Origin of the sequence: Acinetobacter amyesii (assembly GCF_023499985.1) — a bacterium.
GTDB lineage: Bacteria > Pseudomonadota > Gammaproteobacteria > Pseudomonadales > Moraxellaceae > Acinetobacter > Acinetobacter amyesii.
This window is the reverse complement of record NZ_JAMCOU010000035.1, coordinates 153,470-169,841: the sequence shown is the minus strand read 5'-3', so window position 1 is coordinate 169,841 and position 16,372 is coordinate 153,470. Positions and strand designations below refer to the sequence as shown.

Here is a 16,372-nt window from a genome sequence, read left to right as displayed (position 1 = left end):
ACAAAAATTTGCTCAAATAAACTTCGAGTAATTTCTACCATTAATCAATGAAAATAATTTCGATCAATCAATCAGTAAAAATCCACACAAGTTGTTCTTCATAATCTCTTAATGATCTTCTTAATGCTTCGTCAGCAAGTAAGAAACAACATCAAACAACTAAAAAACTTAAGTTTATCGCTGTCTGCGTTGGTATGCAGCGTATTCTATAGGGTTTCAAAACAAACACAAGCCCCTATCATAGAAATTTCTATAATATTTTGCTTGAGTGTTTATTTTTTAAACTAAAAGCAATTTATTGCTTATTTAAAGATCAATATATCTGTATATTTTGCTTTATGAAAGACGAATTTTATTATTATTGGTGATTTTTATATTCTTCAATCTAAAAAGCCCGTAATTCAACGGACTTTTCAAATAACACGGATTTTAAGAAAACTAATGAAATTACAAAAGTGACTTTAGTTTGCTTGCTCAGCCAACCAACTCATGAATTTTTGTCGTTCAGCTTTATTGGCCTTTTGCCAAATCTGAATTAATTGTTGATCTGCCCCATTTTCATTAATAGTCACATTTTTTGGAGTAGTTATATGAGATGCTACGTTCGTTGATTTTACAGTTACGGATTGTGCATAAACAGGTGACGGTTGATTTTCTGGCACAGCTTCTTTCTTCGTAAAATCTACGGCATTACCCAATACACCATTGGAGAAAATCGATTTTTGTTCTTTCTTCGCCCCAGCTTGCTGAACTAGTAATTGATTAGATTTGTCATACAATCCAAATATCGGTTGGTCTTTATATTTTTGTGCGGCATCAAAATCTTTTGGCGCATTGATTAGACCCAAACGATACTCTTGCCCATCAATCAGAGCTGGAGTACGAATGGCGGCAACACCTGACTTTAAAATATCGTGAGAATTATCAGCATGTTGAAAAAATTCACTATAACGTACCGTTAATAGGTTTTCACCTGCATCTAGCTTATACTTCTCCGTAGATCGAAATAAACCACCAGTAACTTCTTGATCATTAACTGCAACTATTTTAATTTCTTCCGGAACAGTCAAAGTTACAGCTGCAAATCCGGCACTACTTAACATCAGCGCTGCAGCAGCAACAGTTAATCTTAAAGTCATCATTATCACTCTTTATCAATTATTTAGTTTCGAATGCACTATGCAATGCATATGTGACAATCTTATGACATCTAACAATCACTGTATATTTAGTTTCAAGATATTATTTTGATATTCATTCAAGAATTTTGCATATAAAAAAAGGATGCTAAATGCATCCTTTTTAATTCATCACACCATCATTACTTGAATGTTTTGAATCGTTCTTCATCTGCAATAAAGGTTTTTTCGCCTGCAGGCGCTTCAATCGAACCGAAAACAAGTTGTGCACGTAGTTTCCATTGATCTGGCACATCAAATGCCGCAGCTGTTTCAGCATCAACAATTGGATTGTAATGTTGTAATGACGCACCAATATTTTTTTCAGCCAAAGCCGTCCAAGTAGCAAATTGAGCAATTGCCGTTGAATGTTCAGACCATACTGGGAAATTATCTGCATAAAGTGCAAATTGTTCTTGGAGAGCTTTTACTACAGCCTGATCTTCATAAAATAATGCTGTACCATAACCTGCTGCAAAACTATTAATCTTGCCATTGGTTCCTTCAAATGCATCTGCAGGTACAATTTTACGTAAAGTTTCACGTACGATATTCCAGAATTTTTGATGTGCATCACCAAACAGAATTACAACACGAGACGTTTGAGAGTTAAATGATGATGGACTTAAACGTACTGCATTTTTAATGGTTTGCTCAATTTCATCTTGCGATAAAGTAACGTTATTACCAATAGAATAGATTGTGCGACGTTGTTCGATTTGATTCAAGAATGACATTACAAGACCTCTTTTTATTTTCAATTAGCTGACTAAGTTGAGATTTATAATAGGTGATGTTTTTAACAGTTGCATGACTATATTTACAACATTGTGTCTTATTTCTAGAACAATCAGTTGTAAGCATCTAAATACCTACAACCCGTCTTACATTCAGATTTTGGTTTCACTGTCTTTAGTACAGCAGAAATCAAAGCAACTTACAGAACATAGAAATTACTCATAAATTCTAAACTGATCTTGATCTTCTGGTTCTAAACGTTCAGGCGCTTGACCTTCAATTGAACCAAAGACCAACTGCGCACGTAGCAGCCATTGTTTTGAAATATCAAAGTATTCGGCAACGGCATAATCAATGTGTGGATTATAGTGTTGTAAACATGCGCCTAAACCTGCATCTGCGATCGAAGTCCATACTGCGAATTGGGCCATGCCAGACGTTTGCTCCGACCACACTGGAAAATCTTCTGCACTTAATGGCACTTTCTTTTGTAATTGTTGAATCACAGCTTGATCTTCATAGAAAAGCACAGTTCCCAGGCCAGCTGCACACTGATCTATTTTGAGCGCCACACCTTCAAAAATATAACTCGCAACATTCTTGCGTTGTACGTCTTTTACAATGTCCCAAAATTTTTGATGAGATTCGCCAAATAAAACCACAATACGTGTGCTTTGCGAATTATATGCAGATGGACAGCTTCTTACGGATTCTTGAATCAGTTCTGCCAAATAAGCCTGACTGTAATGCACCTTCTTTCCAAGCTCGTAGATACTACGACGTTTCTTTAGTTGGTCGACAAATGACGCTTCTACTTCTTGTTCGGTAGTTTTCATTTTTAATTTAAAATCTTTAGTGATATCCGCAGTCAATACATGACCAATTTTATCGAGTAACGCCACCCTAAACACCCCAAAGCAATTTTTATATATAACAATAATTCCTTACTTATTCTAAGGGTATATCAAGCTGAATTTTGACTATGATTTATTCACATGTTGCTTTTTAAATCAATCAGTAATCTCAAAAACAAAAAACTCCGCATTTTGCGGAGTTTATGTGACATTTAACGCATTTTATTTATCAGTTTCAAATAATGCTGCGACAAATGATTTAGCTGAGAATGGACGCAAGTCATCAATTTTCTCACCTACACCAATAAAACGAATTGGCACATGGGTACGGCTTGCAATATTAAATAACACACCACCTTTCGCAGTACCATCCAGTTTAGTAATGGTTAGACCTGTAAGCCCTACTGCCTCATCAAACATTTCAACTTGGTTAATGGCATTTTGACCTGTACCTGCATCAACCACCAACATCACTTCATGTGGAGCTGTAGCGTCAATTTTTTGCATTACACGTTTTACTTTAGACAACTCTTGCATGAGGTGTCCTTTGTTATGTAAACGACCTGCGGTGTCTGCAATCAGCACGTCTACGCCTTTTGCACGAGCACTTTCAAATGCATCAAAAATAACTGAAGCAGAATCTGCACCATGACCTTGAGCCACAACGGCAATATTATTGCGTTCGCCCCAAATTTGTAATTGTTCTGTGGCTGCTGCACGGAATGTATCACCAGCAGCCAACATTACTTTTTTACCTTCACCTTGTAAGCGTTTCGCTAATTTACCAATCGTGGTGGTTTTACCCACACCATTCACACCAACAACCAAAATCACATACGGATTTTTATTGCTGTCGATATGTAGCGGTTTAACACGTGGTGCAAGTAATGCCACCAGTTCTTCTTGAAGCGCTTTATATAAAGAGTGCGAGTAAATTAAATCGCCACGTTCAGTACGTTCAGTTAAGTTCGCAATAATCGTTTTGGTTGCATCGACACCAATGTCAGCAACCAAAAGTTGCTCTTCAACTTCCTCTAAAAGTTCATCGTCAATTTCCTTCCCACCGATCAGGATATTCACCATGCCGTCTGCCAAGTTCTTACGTGACTTTGCTAGACCTTCTTTCATACGACTAAAGAAGCCGCCTTTCACCTTCGAGTCTTCAGTTTCTGACTCTGTTTCTTGTAATGGTGCAGCAACTTCTTGCTGTACTTTCGGTGTCTCGATAATCGGCACATTTACCGCAGGTAAACTCGGTAGCGTGACATCGTCATCACCGATATCAGCATCAATCAAAAATTTATTCTGCCCATGAGATTGCTGTTGCATGCCGAATCCTTGAAAAGCACTGCGTTAAAAAAACCGATTCTATCATAAGTTATCTTAAATTGAGTCGCTACACGCCTGTCAGTGCTAAGCACACTAAAAAACAACATGTTGAACTTGCAATCAAAATTAACTTTAGGAAAACTAGATAACTATAAAATGCATTTTAATGGATTCCTTTGTGTCCTATAAAAACAGATTTTCTCCTTGTTTTTTTAAAACTTTATTTCGCTCAGTGCTTCCTATCTGTGTCATCACTATTTGCCTTTGGTGTACACCCAATCTACATGCAGACACACGTACCCAATTAACGCGAAGCACCTTTGAAACCACGCTTAAAAATGGTTTAAAGGTCATTATCCGTGAAGACCACCGTGCGCCGATGGTAATGACCCATATTTGGTATCGTGTTGGCAGTAGTGATGAGTCGGGCAATCTATTAGGGATCTCCCACGCACTCGAACATATGATGTTTAAAGGAACCACTAAAGTTCCTAATGATGAATTTACACGTCTCAGCCGTATCTATGGCGGCAGCATCAACGCCGCAACCTTTACCAATTACACCAATTATTATCAGTTGTATCCTAAAGCCTACTTCCCTATGGCGCTGGAGCTCGAAGCGGATCGTATGAGTAATTTACGATTGCAACAACAAGATTTCGAGCCTGAAATTAAAGTGGTTATGGAAGAACGCAGACAGCGTACAGATGATAACCCTCGTTCTTTGGCTTATGAACGTTTCAAATGGATCTCTTATCCAACCAGTCACTATCGTCAACCCGTCATTGGACACATGAAAAATCTGCAAAACATCAAATTAGCAGATTTAAAACAGTGGTATAAAGATTGGTATACCCCAAACAACGCCATTTTGGTGATTGTCGGTGATGTCGATGCCGAAGCAGCAATACGTCAAGTTCAAAAATACTTTGGTGATATTCCATCACGTAAAACACCTGATCGTAACGATGTGATGGAATTCGAGCGTGTGGGCTATCGTCATATGGAACTAAATTTACCCGTACAAGTGCCCAATTTGTATATGGCATGGAATGTACGCTCACTAGCTACCGCAAAAAACCCACAAGATGCTTATGCTCTCAATATTATTCGCAATATTTTAGACAGTGGTATTTCATCTCGCCTACAAGACAAACTGGTACGCGATAGAAAATTACTTACGGCTGTAAGTGTTTCTTATGATCCATACAATCGTGGAGACAGCTTGTTTACCATTTCAGCACTCCCTACCGATGGCGTCAAAATGGAACAAGCGCAAAAAGCGATACAAGATGAAATCGACACTTTAAAAACAGAATTAGTCAAAACACCAGAAGTTGAACGTATCACCACACGTTTTGTCTCCAATTTAGTCTATAACCAAGATGACATCAGCAGCCAAGCCAAGACGATCGGTAACTTAGAAGTCAATGGGCTCAGTTTCAGGCTAATGGACGAATTACCAAAACTATATGAAAACGTCAGCGCACAGGATATTCAACGTGTCGCCAATGCGTATTTTGTCCGAGAAAATTTAAGCACCATGTATCTACTTCCAGAACAGACGGAGGTTCCAACAACCTCAAATAAAGCAGATCAAACTACAAAACCAGCTCAAACGGAAGTTGTTACTCAGGAGCAACAGACTAACTCAACCCAAAACACAGAAAGCGTCTTGTAAGGATTAGTGATGACTATTACGAAAATTTTATCTCTAAGCTTACTCACTGCGTTTGGCTCACTCCTCCATGCAGAAACTTATACGGAAAATGTTCCTGACCTCAACGATAACCCGAGCCAATTACAATCTGTCCCCGTGCTGCAAAGTTTAAAGAATTTACAGATTGATAAAGACTACCGTGCTCCGCTTGTTCAAGTGCTGAAAAACCGAAATGGCGTAAATAGCCTGTTTGTTGAATCACAAGATCTACCTATGGTGGATATTCAACTGACCTTTAATGCAGGTTCTGCTCGTGATGAAGAAGTCGGAAAAGGCTTGTATGGTGTTGCCAACATGGCTGCACGTTTAATCGATGAAGGCACAGAAAAATACAATGCAACGCAAATTGCCTCGGTTTTTGACCAAACAGGCGCTCAATTTAGCGTACAAGCACATCGAGATATGTTTGTCGTTCGGCTACGCGTATTGTCAGACCCTAAAAAATTAGAACCTGCTTTAAGTATGATGATGGATGTGATTAAAAATGCGACTTTTAAAAACTCCAGTCTCAACTTAGCACTCAGCAATAACCAAGCTGGTCAGAAACAACTCCAAGAAAGCCCAAGTCGCTTAATGAATATTCGTTTCTATCGGGCTGTATACGGCACACACCCATATGCAGAACCGATTACTGGAACCAATGGCAGTATCAAAAAAATCACCCCTGACATTTTAAAGAAGTTTCGTAATCAATTTTTAGTTGCTCAAAACATGAATATTGCGATTACAGGCAAACTCAGCAAAAAAGAAGCACAAAACCTTGCAGAACGTATTTCCGGAAACTTAAACCAAGGTGAAAAAGCTAAGGCACTTACACAACCAGAAGAAAAACAAGGGTTTGATATCATCCATCTTCCTTACAATTCCACCCAAGCCAACGTCATGTTTGGACATTTAGGAACGACACGTGATAACAAAGATCGATTAGCCCTAGAAGTAGCTAATCGAATGTTTGGTGGTGGAGGTTTTAACTCGGTCCTCATGCAAGAGCTTCGCGTTAAACGTGGCTATACTTATGGTGCCTATAGTGCATTTAGCTTTAGCCAAGCACCTGGTATCTTTAGTTTTAGCTATGGAACACGTCAAGATCAGCTGATAGATAGTATCCGAGTGGCACATAAGGCTTTTAATGATTTTGTCAAAATGCCTATTGATCAAAGACAAATGGAAGAAACCAAAGCAGGCATGCTGCGTGCTTTTCCAAATAATTACAGCAGTAATGCAACGATCAATGCACAGCTTGGTCTATTGGGCTTTTATCATCAAGATCCAGATTATTTGACCCAGTACCCAAAATTATTGGAAAAAATAACTGTAGCTGATGTACAAAATGCGGTTCGTACTTACATGAACCCTGAAAATATGACTGTGATTGTGGTGAGCAAAACCTTAGATAAAAATGAAGTACAGCAGATATTGGAGAAGAATGTACATGCAGCTCCAACCAAGATAATCCCTGCAACTAAAGCTGTTCCTCTGCCAAAGCCGGAAGTTGATGTGCCCGCACAGACTCCATCTGATAAGCATGCATCAATTTAAGATAAGCACCCACACGAATGCGATCTTGCTGTCTCAGCAGCATCGCCATTTCCTGTGTTTCAGGATAACTTTGCTGCAACGCAAGTCGTGACACGTTTTGGTATTGCTGTACAGAAATAGGACGATATAAGGCAATTACAGCCAATACCAAAATCACCACGATCATGACTGAAACAAAGATATTATAAATTTGCTCTAGCTGTATTTTAGATTTGAATTGAATAATTTTTTCTAAATCAATAGTCATACACTACCTCAGGTTCAAAGTAGTGTATGGCTGACGTTCAAGAAGTTCAAGTCACAGCGCTTAAAACTGCATCAGTCCACCGTTTCAGTCTGTGAGTTAGCTAAACAATTTAATGAATAATGGTACGTATCACCGCAAAATAAAGAATCAATGCAATAATCGCCAAAACGATAAATACTGCAAAAATACTCATTCCACCTTCTGCATGCGCTGGATGTAAATCATCATCATCGGCGATTTTGAGTAATTCGCCATTATATGCATTGTAAAATTCTAAACGCTGTGCCTTATCTAAATCCCGTGTGAAATCATATACACGTTTGCGCTGTGCCAAACCAAAATCCCCTAAATGAATTTCTTGATGAAAAATTGCTTCATCAAGATTGCGACGATGTAGATGTGCCAACTCCACAATTTGCGCTAATGTCGGAGGATAATCTAAAGTTAAACCGTCTAAAACTCTTGTCATTTTACTTCTCCTTATTATCTACAACTTCTTGTGATAGTATTTTACTCACGAAAACAATTGTCCATTGTTTAATCATGTAAACTATAGCAAATTAGAAATATTTACGTGAATAGTTGACAATTCAAGATAATTGTAATATTAGTTTAATAATACTTAGTTAAATTAGTTAATAGGGCTAAAGAATGGGCCCTTAATGATCATAATTAGAATAAGGAGTTAAATATGATTCAACAATTCTCTCAACATGAACTCGAACATGTATACGCAAATGCAGTAAACACAATTCAATCTCAAATGAACTTCAGCGATGCAGTTCATGAATTGGAAGATGCAGCTCGTGCTGGACATGGTAAAGCAGCGTTATTTTTGGCTGAACTTTATTATCAAGGCTTCCGCGTAGAACGTGACTCACTCAAAGCGCAATATTGGCAGAACATGGCCACTTTGCAAGCATAACAAAACGTCACTAAGGTGGCGTTTTTTACACCCTTCAACTTTTAACTACATAAATTCTTACAATCAAGTTCAAAGCTTACACAGCTTTTTCATAAGAATTTTCTACAATAGGAGCAACATCAACAACACGCTGCATATGATGTCTAAATTAAAGCAATATAAACCTATTCCAAAAGATTTATTTTATAAAATTAGTATTTTAAAAACCATGATGTACTGTGGAGTCCTTTGGGGGCTCTACCACCAACAAGGTTGGGCAATGACCAGCGATCAAGATCATATTATCTTCCCGTTTTGGCTAAATGGCATTCAAGCGCATAAATATGCCAAAAAACATTGGCCCAACTACACTCCACGACGCATTACACCACAAGATTTTGAGGCATCGCTATTACCGACATTAACACGTCTTAAAGTTATCCCTGCGTTGCATAGCTCTAGCCACATCCGTCTCAAGCTCACAACCTCGCAAATGCGTTTATTCTTTTTTAACCAAAATAAGATTCAAATGGCATAAAACCCTCAGTGCATGTTTGACCCCAACATGCACTGAAAAGTATTTGCTTTTTTCAAATTTCGCGCTAATTTAAATTAAACAAAAACTACTATAAAGGAATGAAAATATGACTACAGTTGCCCAAGTACTTAAAGACAAAGCTTATCAAGAAATCTACACCATCACTCCAGATGCGACTGTACTCGAAGCCATTTCCCTGATGGCACAAAAAGGCATTGGTGCCCTCGTTGTGACCCATGAAGGCACAGTTGTTGGGATTTTGTCTGAGCGTGATTACACACGTAAAATCGCCCTGATGGAAAGAACATCTTTCGATACCTCTGTCAGCGAAATTATGACTGGGAGCGTAATCACCGTGACAAGTGCAGCGACTGTCGAAGAATGTTTAGAACTCATGACAGATCGCCATTTACGTCATTTACCTGTCGTTGAGGAACAGAAATTAACTGGCTTAATCTCCATCGGCGACCTTGTAAAAGCAGCAATGGATGATCAACGCAAACTGATCGAACAACTTCAACAATATATTTCTGGCTAAACTCAAAAATCCCCCTTGATAAGCTTTAAGGGGGAATTCCAAATATCAATAATTTATATAACTCACATTTTGTAATGACTTACACATTACAAATTAATTACTTTTCTCAATTTCCTTTCTTATGTTGAAACCTGCTTTAGATAAATTAGCCCACCTTGATGCCATCATTTTAGAATTGGAACGCTTGATGGTTTCTATGAAAGACGATGAACTGCTGCAATACCACCGACGTACGATCAATTTAGAGATTGCTTCTGCTGTCGCTGAAATTTTAGATGCAAAGGCAATTATTTATGCGCTACATCCTGAGTTAATTCCAATTACATCAAGCGTTAAGCACACTTTATATAAAAATTATGTCAAAAAAATATCCCAGTTAAAAACTGGGATATTTCGAATATAGATCGGGCTAAACACCTGCAAAAGATTTTTGCACCATCAACAGATGATGAGCAACTTAGTCTTTTTTAATGGCAGTAATTAATTTAAATCTAATTTTTCAGCCACATAGTCTGAGTCTTTATCGCCACGGCCTGAAACGTTAACGACAATCTTCACATCTTTGGCAAGTTTTGGCGCTTCACGAATTGCCCAAGCAACCGCATGTGAACTTTCTAGTGCAGGAACAATACCTTCCACACGTGAAAGCGTCATGAATGCATCTAAACACTCTTGGTCTGTCGCTGTTGTATATTCAACACGGCCTAGGTCTTTTAACAAACTATGTTGTGGCCCCACTCCTGGATAGTCCAGACCTGATGCAATTGAATGCACTGGCAAAGGCTCACCCTGTTCATCTTCAAGGACATAACATGCCATGCCATGAATTTGACTTGGCTTACCCAATGTCAACGTCGCAGAATGCATATTGGTATCTAAACCATGGCCTGCAGGCTCAACGCCTACGAGTTTGACATCGGAGTCATTCAGGAATGCTGTAAATGCACCAACAGCATTGGATCCACCACCCACGCATGCAACGACATAGTCAGGATTTGCACCAAATCGATCATTGGCTTGAATTTTAATTTCATCACCAATAATGGACTGGAAGTCACGAACCATTTTCGGGAATGGATGTGGGCCAACCACTGAGCCAATCGCATAAATAAAATTGGTTGGATCTTTTAAATATTCTTCAAAAGCGCTATCTACTGCATCTTTAAGCGTAGCTGTACCACGAGTGACAGAGATTAGGTTGGCACCTAAAATCTTCATTTTCACTACGTTTGGATGTTCTTTTTCAATATCCACTTGCCCCATGTGAATTTCACATGGAATGCCCACCAAGGCACAAGCCGTTGCCAATGCTACACCATGCTGACCTGCGCCAGTTTCTGCAATCACTTTGGTTTTACCCATGTATTTTGCTAACAAAGCTTCGCCAAGGCAGTGGTTAATTTTATGTGCGCCAGTATGGTTAAGATCTTCACGCTTGAGGTAGATTTGTGCCCCACCTAATTTGTTAGACAAGCGCTTCGCATAAAACAATGGGCTTGGACGTCCAACATAGTGTGCAAACAAATCCTTCAATTCATTTTGAAATTCCTCTGTATGACGAATTTGCTCATAAGCAACATTAATGTCATCCATTGCCTGTTTTAAATCTGGTGGAATGAACTGCCCACCGTATTTACCGAAGAAACCTTCTTCATTAGGTAATGCGATACCATTAATTTGATGATCCATCATATTTCCTTCATGTTGTATGCAGAACAAAGACTTTTAAATACTATCCAATTTTGAAAATAAGAAACAATGCAAAATTGGAGTATGTAATATAAACATCATTGATAAGAAAAAGTATCGTTTTTAACGCTTTAGCGCGCTAAATATTTCGTCATATCTTCCACGCCTTTTAGGGTCATTGGGAACATATGATCTTCAAAGATTTGTTTAATCGCAGCTATGGTTTGGGTGTAGTGCCAATAACTTTCTTCTTCGGGGTTTAACCATGCTGTTTTATCAAAGTGATTGCGTAAGCGCTGTAACCACACCTGACCCGCTTCATCATTCATATACTCCACAGAACCACCTACAGAGTTCAACTCATACGGTGCCATACTTGCATCACCGACCACGATGACGCGGTAATCACGCCCATAGGTATTGAATAGATCCCAAGTATTCATACGCGTGCTTGAACGGCGAATATTATCTTTCCACACATAGTCATATAAACAGTTATGGAAATAGAAATAATCTAAGGTTTTAAATTCAGTTTTAGCCGCGGTAAAGAGCCTCTCACATTGGGCAATATGTGAATCCATCGAGCCCCCAACATCAAACAGCATCAAGACTTTAATGCGGTTACGTCGTTCAGGAACCAACTGCACATCCAAAATTCCTTGTTTGGCTGTTTCACGAATGGTTCCGTCGATATCTAGCTCTTCTGCTGCACCTTGGCGGGCAAATTTACGCAAACGACGCAAAGCCATCTGCATCTGACGACTACCGAGAATCTGCTCATCATCTAGATTTCGGTATTGACGTTGTTCCCAAACTTTCACCGCAGATCGTTTACGACCAGGCCCACCGATACGCACACCTTCAGGATGGTCACCATAGGCACCAAAGGGCGAGGTACCGCCCGTACCGATCATCCGATTACCACCTTGATGCTTTTTATGCTGTTCGCGTAAACGCTCTTCAAGCATTTTCATCAATTCTTCTAATGATCCGGCTTTTTTTAATTCTTCTCGTTGTTCAGGTGTTAGATGTTTTTCGATAAGTTCAAGATCAAACCAATCCTTTGGCAATTTATGCACCTGATTTAATAGTTCATCCAAATCAAAGGTGGCAATACCATCAAAATAGTCTTTCATTGCACGGTCGAACTTATCAAAATAACGCTCATCTTTGACCATAACGGTTTTTGCAAGCTGATAAAATTCATTTTGATCTGCAAAGACCAGCCCTGCTGCCACTGCTTGGTTCAAGTCAATCAATTCACGAGTTGAAACAGGAACACCGTATTTTCGAAGGGTATAAAACAATCGCACAAACATAGGCGAATAAAATCCAATAAAAATTAAATATCAGGAGGTCAAATCCAGTGTGAATGCATGTGATCTTGTTATTTCATCTGCAACTGAGTCTTGCCTTACATCCACCATTATGAAAAATTGATCCCTACAAGTAAAGCCAAAAGCTTTTACTGCGTGTTCATATACGTTGCCCTACTACCCAAAGAAACACATACAGCATGATTTATTCGCAAATCGCATTTCTATTGTTAAGCGATTGTTTAAGAGTTTCATATTTGTGCTGAACATTGAGGCGATCTTGCTGCAACTGTTCAATAGATACTATTTTATGAAAACCTTGATGGTTTCTATAGCGGTTAAAATCGCTTAGGTTCAAGATCACAAAATCATAGTATTTCAGCTCAAGTACAGTTGCAGCACAAGCCTTTTGCTGAATGGCCGTTTGAGCTGCGAGATGATCTGATTGATCGAGGAGTTTTTCTTTAAGTTGATGTTCTGCAAGTTGCGCCCAATACGCATCTTGGAGTAGCTGTTGATGCTGCTGTTCAAACTGAGCATCATCCATTGCATAACTAAAAACAGGGAGATAAAAGCTCGCAGCCAACAAAAGCACAGTTGGCTTTAATCTCTTAGGTACAGCTATGTGTACTTGAGATAAGTATGCGCTTGTCTGCATAATTCACCCTTATATTTTTTAATACTCAAAATAAAAGCCGGATAACCGGCTTTTAAATCTTTTAAAGAATTGATATCAATTAACGACGTGACATAAATGCTAGACGCTCAAGCAATTGAACATCTTGTTCGTTCTTAATCAAGGCACCATAAAGCGGTGGAATTGATTTTGATTTATCTGTGTTGCGTAAAATATCTTCTGGCATATCATCCGCCATCAGCAAACTCAACCAATCAATCAACTCAGAGGTTGAAGGCGGTTTCTTTAAACCCGGAATTTGACGTAATTTAAAGAAGATTTGTAGTGCTTCAGAGACCAAGGTATTTGAAATATTTTCAAAATGTACATCGATGATTTCACGCATGGTTGCTTCGTCAGGGAATTCAATATAATGAAAGAAACAGCGACGCAAGAAGGCATCTGGAAGTTCTTTTTCATTATTTGAAGTAATGATCACGATTGGACGTTGTGTAGCCGTAATTGTCTCACCCGTCTCATACACAAAGAAGGACATTTTATCGAGTTCATGCAGCAAATCATTAGGGAATTCGATATCTGCTTTATCAATTTCATCGATTAAAAGTACACAACGTTCTTCACTAGTGAATGCTTCCCAAAGCTTACCCGGCTTAATATAGTTTTTGATGTCATAAACACGGTCATCGCCCAACTGACTATCACGCAGACGAGATACGGCGTCGTACTCGTACAAACCTTGTTGAGCCTTGGTCGTCGATTTGATATGCCAAGTAATGAGCTTAAGCCCTAAGCTTTCAGCGACTTGTTCGGCTAAAAGAGTTTTACCTGTCCCCGGCTCACCTTTAACCAAAAGTGGCTTTTGCAATGAACGTGCAGCTTTTACTGCAAGTTTTAAGCTATCGGTCGCAATATATTGATCTGTACCAGTAAATTGTTGATTTTCAACAGACATGACATAACCTTATTTTTTTATTTAAAGCGGTGAAATTTTCTTGTTAACAACGTGCTGTGGTTTCGCTGCATTGTATTTGGTCCAAAAATAACCAAGGACTAAACCAATACCCACCACAAAGAGAATCAGCGATAGATTCAACCAAACCAATGGCTGATCTTTTGTTAATACACCAAAAATCAAACCAAAAATCGCAGGTGCGATCGCTGCATTTGAACCTTCAGAAACGGTTGGTGTTAATAAAATAGCAAATACGATAAGCCAACCAATGGCACCGATCGTTTTGGGTAAGCGCTTCATCAGCCCATACCAACACAACAAAGCAATTACAGCCCCACCTAGGTAAACCGTAATTGCAATACTGCTTTCAGGAATTGAGTCCAATACCGATACTACACCATTCATTTTCACAACTCCTGAATTAACTTAAGCGCCGCGCAAGCCTTCTGGCTCAACTGCATTTGGGTCAATTAAACCTTCTGGAGGCATCTGAATAAAGAATCCTTTTGTTTCAATAGAATCTATGACATGCAATACGTTCACACGTGCAAGTTTGCGTGATTCACTGAGTTCTAGATCCATGACAAATGTGGCACGACCAAATGCTGTACGTAAAGCATCAGGCATTACTGCAAGCGGATCTGTCGCTTCAGTTTCGTTTTCATTAACTTCAGGACGAGCAATATAAAGATACATTTCATCTTTTTTGCTCGATTTGTAGATAGAACAGTACATAATTGAATCAATACTCATTAAACGCAAGGCAAAGGATACATCAAAAAAAAGACTGATACATTAGTGTTTATTAACGCATCAGTCGTGAATTTGTATAAGTGATAGTTCTTTAATCAATCAGAACTTATTCCATCACTTTCATTTGACTAGAAAGATAGCTTTCATCGGCATGCAGTACTTCAATTAAAGGCTTCGTCAGCAAATCATAGCGCCAGCCCAACAAATAGCTCGGTAAACCTTGTTCATCATTATGAAAAACCACATGCTGATACAAAGCATTTAACCATTTTTTACGCATTAAAACTTCTTTAGGCACAGAGGTTTCTTGTACTGCACGCTGAATGACTGTATCGACGCGCGAACCAATATCCTGAGACGAATGACGAATTGGACGTGCCATACGCAGCGGCCATTCAGCTTGTTCTGGTAAAAACTTCAACAAATCTAAAATAATTTTACCATGCTCACGCACAATGTTCGGACGAATGTCTTTCACTGCACTCAATTGAAAATTATTTTTTGGATTTTTTTCTACCATATCAATGATGGTTGAGTTTTTAAGAATAAAGCTACGTGGCTGATTTAAGGCTTTCACCATTTGCTCACGCCAAACGGCCAATTGCTGAATTTGCATGAGCTGACGACGTGAATGTCGATAATTACCAATATCGTGATACAGCATATGGATCGGCGTTTCAGTGCCAATTTCATAAGTTAAATTTTTGCAGTCCTCAAGCACACAATTTAATAAACTTTTCACAGCCAATTCGTTCTGAATCGTATGGCTTAAATTCATTAAATAATGTACATCATTCGCTGCATAGTTCAATTGCTCGGCACTGAGTGGACGAGCCAACCAATCTGAACGTGTCTGATCTTTATCTATATCTACATTGAGCATAGTTTTTAAGGCATTTTGATAGCTGACTTGTAAGCCATGCCCTAAAAATGACATCCCAACTTGGGTATCAAAGACATTTTCTAAAGACTTATGCTGTGCATAGTGATAAATCAGGTCGATATCTTCACTACAAGCATGAAAAATGTTTTGCTGAGCCGCAAATAATTTTTGCCAGAATTGGCTTAAATCGAGGGTTGTACCATCAAGTAAATACACCTGATTTTGTACATTAATTTGGAAAAGTCCAAGTTTGGGCCACAGGGTATCTACTTTTATAAACTCGGTGTCGAGTCCGTAAATCGAGCTTTGGTCCATAAGATTTAAAACAGAATTTAAATCTGGCTGATTTTGAATGAATTGATACATAAGTTGCTGAGTCTAATTTTAGATGCTCTATGAGCTTATATTAACTGATATATATTATTTATCTATAAGGAAAAACGTTATTTGAGTGACTTATTTCCTTTATTTAGCTTTTTTATTCATTGTAAACAAAAACTTTAATCGTTATTAAGTATAAATAATTAGATGAAAATTATACAAAGCGAAACGAGTTT

At 38.5% G+C, this 16,372-nt stretch carries 18 protein-coding genes and 1 pseudogene; 6 read left to right on the top strand and 13 right to left on the bottom strand.

What is annotated here, in order from left to right; translation table 11 throughout:
• Window positions 1-461: 461 nt before the first annotated feature.
• The 4 genes from M5F03_RS13515 to ftsY all read right to left on the bottom strand — a co-directional run bounded on the left by M5F03_RS13515 (window position 462) and on the right by ftsY (window position 4,099).
• Window positions 462-1,139 carry a DUF2057 domain-containing protein gene (locus tag M5F03_RS13515; protein WP_249708599.1) on the bottom strand — a complete coding sequence of 226 codons (678 nt, stop codon included), beginning with the start codon at window positions 1,137-1,139 and terminating at the stop codon, window positions 462-464.
• Window positions 1,140-1,321: 182 nt separating this feature from the next.
• A complete protein-coding gene (locus M5F03_RS13510; RefSeq protein ID WP_249708594.1) occupies window positions 1,322-1,915 on the bottom strand; it encodes a nitroreductase family protein in 594 nt (197 codons plus the stop codon).
• A 216-nt stretch (window positions 1,916-2,131) separates the two neighbouring features.
• Window positions 2,132-2,818: a nitroreductase family protein gene (locus tag M5F03_RS13505; protein WP_249708592.1), complete on the bottom strand. Its 687-nt coding sequence runs from the start codon at window positions 2,816-2,818 to the stop codon at window positions 2,132-2,134.
• Window positions 2,819-2,992: 174 nt separating this feature from the next.
• Entirely contained in the window at window positions 2,993-4,099 is a 1,107-nt protein-coding gene (ftsY, locus tag M5F03_RS13500) for a signal recognition particle-docking protein FtsY (protein WP_180007272.1), read from the bottom strand.
• 241 nt (window positions 4,100-4,340) lie between these two features.
• Between ftsY and M5F03_RS13495 the strand changes: the two are divergent.
• Window positions 4,341-5,663 (top strand): annotated as a pseudogene (locus M5F03_RS13495) (M16 family metallopeptidase); the annotation flags it as partial.
• A 123-nt stretch (window positions 5,664-5,786) separates the two neighbouring features.
• Window positions 5,787-7,358: a M16 family metallopeptidase gene (locus M5F03_RS13490; protein ID WP_372491146.1), complete on the top strand. Its 1,572-nt coding sequence runs from the start codon at window positions 5,787-5,789 to the stop codon at window positions 7,356-7,358.
• Here M5F03_RS13490 and M5F03_RS13485 read toward each other — a convergent pair.
• Entirely contained in the window at window positions 7,282-7,605 is a 324-nt protein-coding gene (locus M5F03_RS13485; RefSeq protein ID WP_078193898.1) for a hypothetical protein, read from the bottom strand. The two genes, M5F03_RS13490 and M5F03_RS13485, sit on opposite strands and share 77 nt — an antisense overlap.
• 109 nt (window positions 7,606-7,714) lie before the next feature.
• Window positions 7,715-8,074 carry a hypothetical protein gene (locus M5F03_RS13480; protein WP_111884936.1) on the bottom strand — a complete coding sequence of 120 codons (360 nt, stop codon included), beginning with the start codon at window positions 8,072-8,074 and terminating at the stop codon, window positions 7,715-7,717.
• Between the two features lie 222 nt (window positions 8,075-8,296).
• Between M5F03_RS13480 and M5F03_RS13475 the strand changes: the two genes are divergently transcribed.
• The 4 genes from M5F03_RS13475 (at window position 8,297) to M5F03_RS13460 (ending at window position 9,988) form a co-directional block, all read left to right on the top strand.
• Window positions 8,297-8,530: an SEL1-like repeat protein gene (locus M5F03_RS13475; RefSeq protein WP_078188494.1), complete on the top strand. Its 234-nt coding sequence runs from the start codon at window positions 8,297-8,299 to the stop codon at window positions 8,528-8,530.
• A gap of 139 nt (window positions 8,531-8,669) precedes the next feature.
• Window positions 8,670-9,047, top strand: coding sequence for a DUF2750 domain-containing protein (locus tag M5F03_RS13470; RefSeq protein WP_078193900.1), 378 nt, complete (start codon window positions 8,670-8,672; stop codon window positions 9,045-9,047).
• A 106-nt stretch (window positions 9,048-9,153) separates the two neighbouring features.
• Window positions 9,154-9,585 (top strand): CBS domain-containing protein, encoded by a 432-nt coding sequence (locus tag M5F03_RS13465; protein WP_078193901.1) that lies wholly within the window; start codon window positions 9,154-9,156, stop codon window positions 9,583-9,585.
• A 121-nt stretch (window positions 9,586-9,706) separates the two neighbouring features.
• Window positions 9,707-9,988 (top strand): hypothetical protein, encoded by a 282-nt coding sequence (locus M5F03_RS13460; RefSeq protein WP_249708590.1) that lies wholly within the window; start codon window positions 9,707-9,709, stop codon window positions 9,986-9,988.
• 77 nt (window positions 9,989-10,065) lie between these two features.
• Here M5F03_RS13460 and trpB read toward each other — a convergent pair whose 3' ends face one another.
• The 7 genes from trpB to M5F03_RS13425 all read right to left on the bottom strand — a co-directional run bounded on the left by trpB (window position 10,066) and on the right by M5F03_RS13425 (window position 16,181).
• A complete protein-coding gene (gene trpB / locus M5F03_RS13455) occupies window positions 10,066-11,274 on the bottom strand; it encodes a tryptophan synthase subunit beta (protein WP_249708598.1) in 1,209 nt (402 codons plus the stop codon).
• Window positions 11,275-11,405: 131 nt separating this feature from the next.
• On the bottom strand, window positions 11,406-12,593 hold the full coding sequence (locus M5F03_RS13450; protein ID WP_249708588.1) for a vWA domain-containing protein: 1,188 nt from the start codon (window positions 12,591-12,593) through the stop codon (window positions 11,406-11,408).
• A gap of 202 nt (window positions 12,594-12,795) precedes the next feature.
• Window positions 12,796-13,248: a hypothetical protein gene (locus M5F03_RS13445; protein WP_078193905.1), complete on the bottom strand. Its 453-nt coding sequence runs from the start codon at window positions 13,246-13,248 to the stop codon at window positions 12,796-12,798.
• 79 nt (window positions 13,249-13,327) lie between these two features.
• The gene (locus M5F03_RS13440) at window positions 13,328-14,179 is read right to left on the bottom strand and encodes an AAA family ATPase (RefSeq protein WP_078193906.1); all 852 of its coding nucleotides are present in this window, start codon (window positions 14,177-14,179) and stop codon (window positions 13,328-13,330) included.
• 21 nt (window positions 14,180-14,200) lie between these two features.
• Window positions 14,201-14,584, bottom strand: a complete 384-nt coding sequence (locus M5F03_RS13435) for a hypothetical protein (protein ID WP_078193907.1) — start codon at window positions 14,582-14,584, stop codon at window positions 14,201-14,203.
• A gap of 21 nt (window positions 14,585-14,605) precedes the next feature.
• Window positions 14,606-14,914: a YcgL domain-containing protein gene (locus M5F03_RS13430; RefSeq protein ID WP_180011296.1), complete on the bottom strand. Its 309-nt coding sequence runs from the start codon at window positions 14,912-14,914 to the stop codon at window positions 14,606-14,608.
• A 124-nt stretch (window positions 14,915-15,038) separates the two neighbouring features.
• Window positions 15,039-16,181, bottom strand: a complete 1,143-nt coding sequence (locus tag M5F03_RS13425; RefSeq protein ID WP_249708586.1) for a ribonuclease D — start codon at window positions 16,179-16,181, stop codon at window positions 15,039-15,041.
• Between the last annotated feature and the right edge of the window lie 191 nt (window positions 16,182-16,372).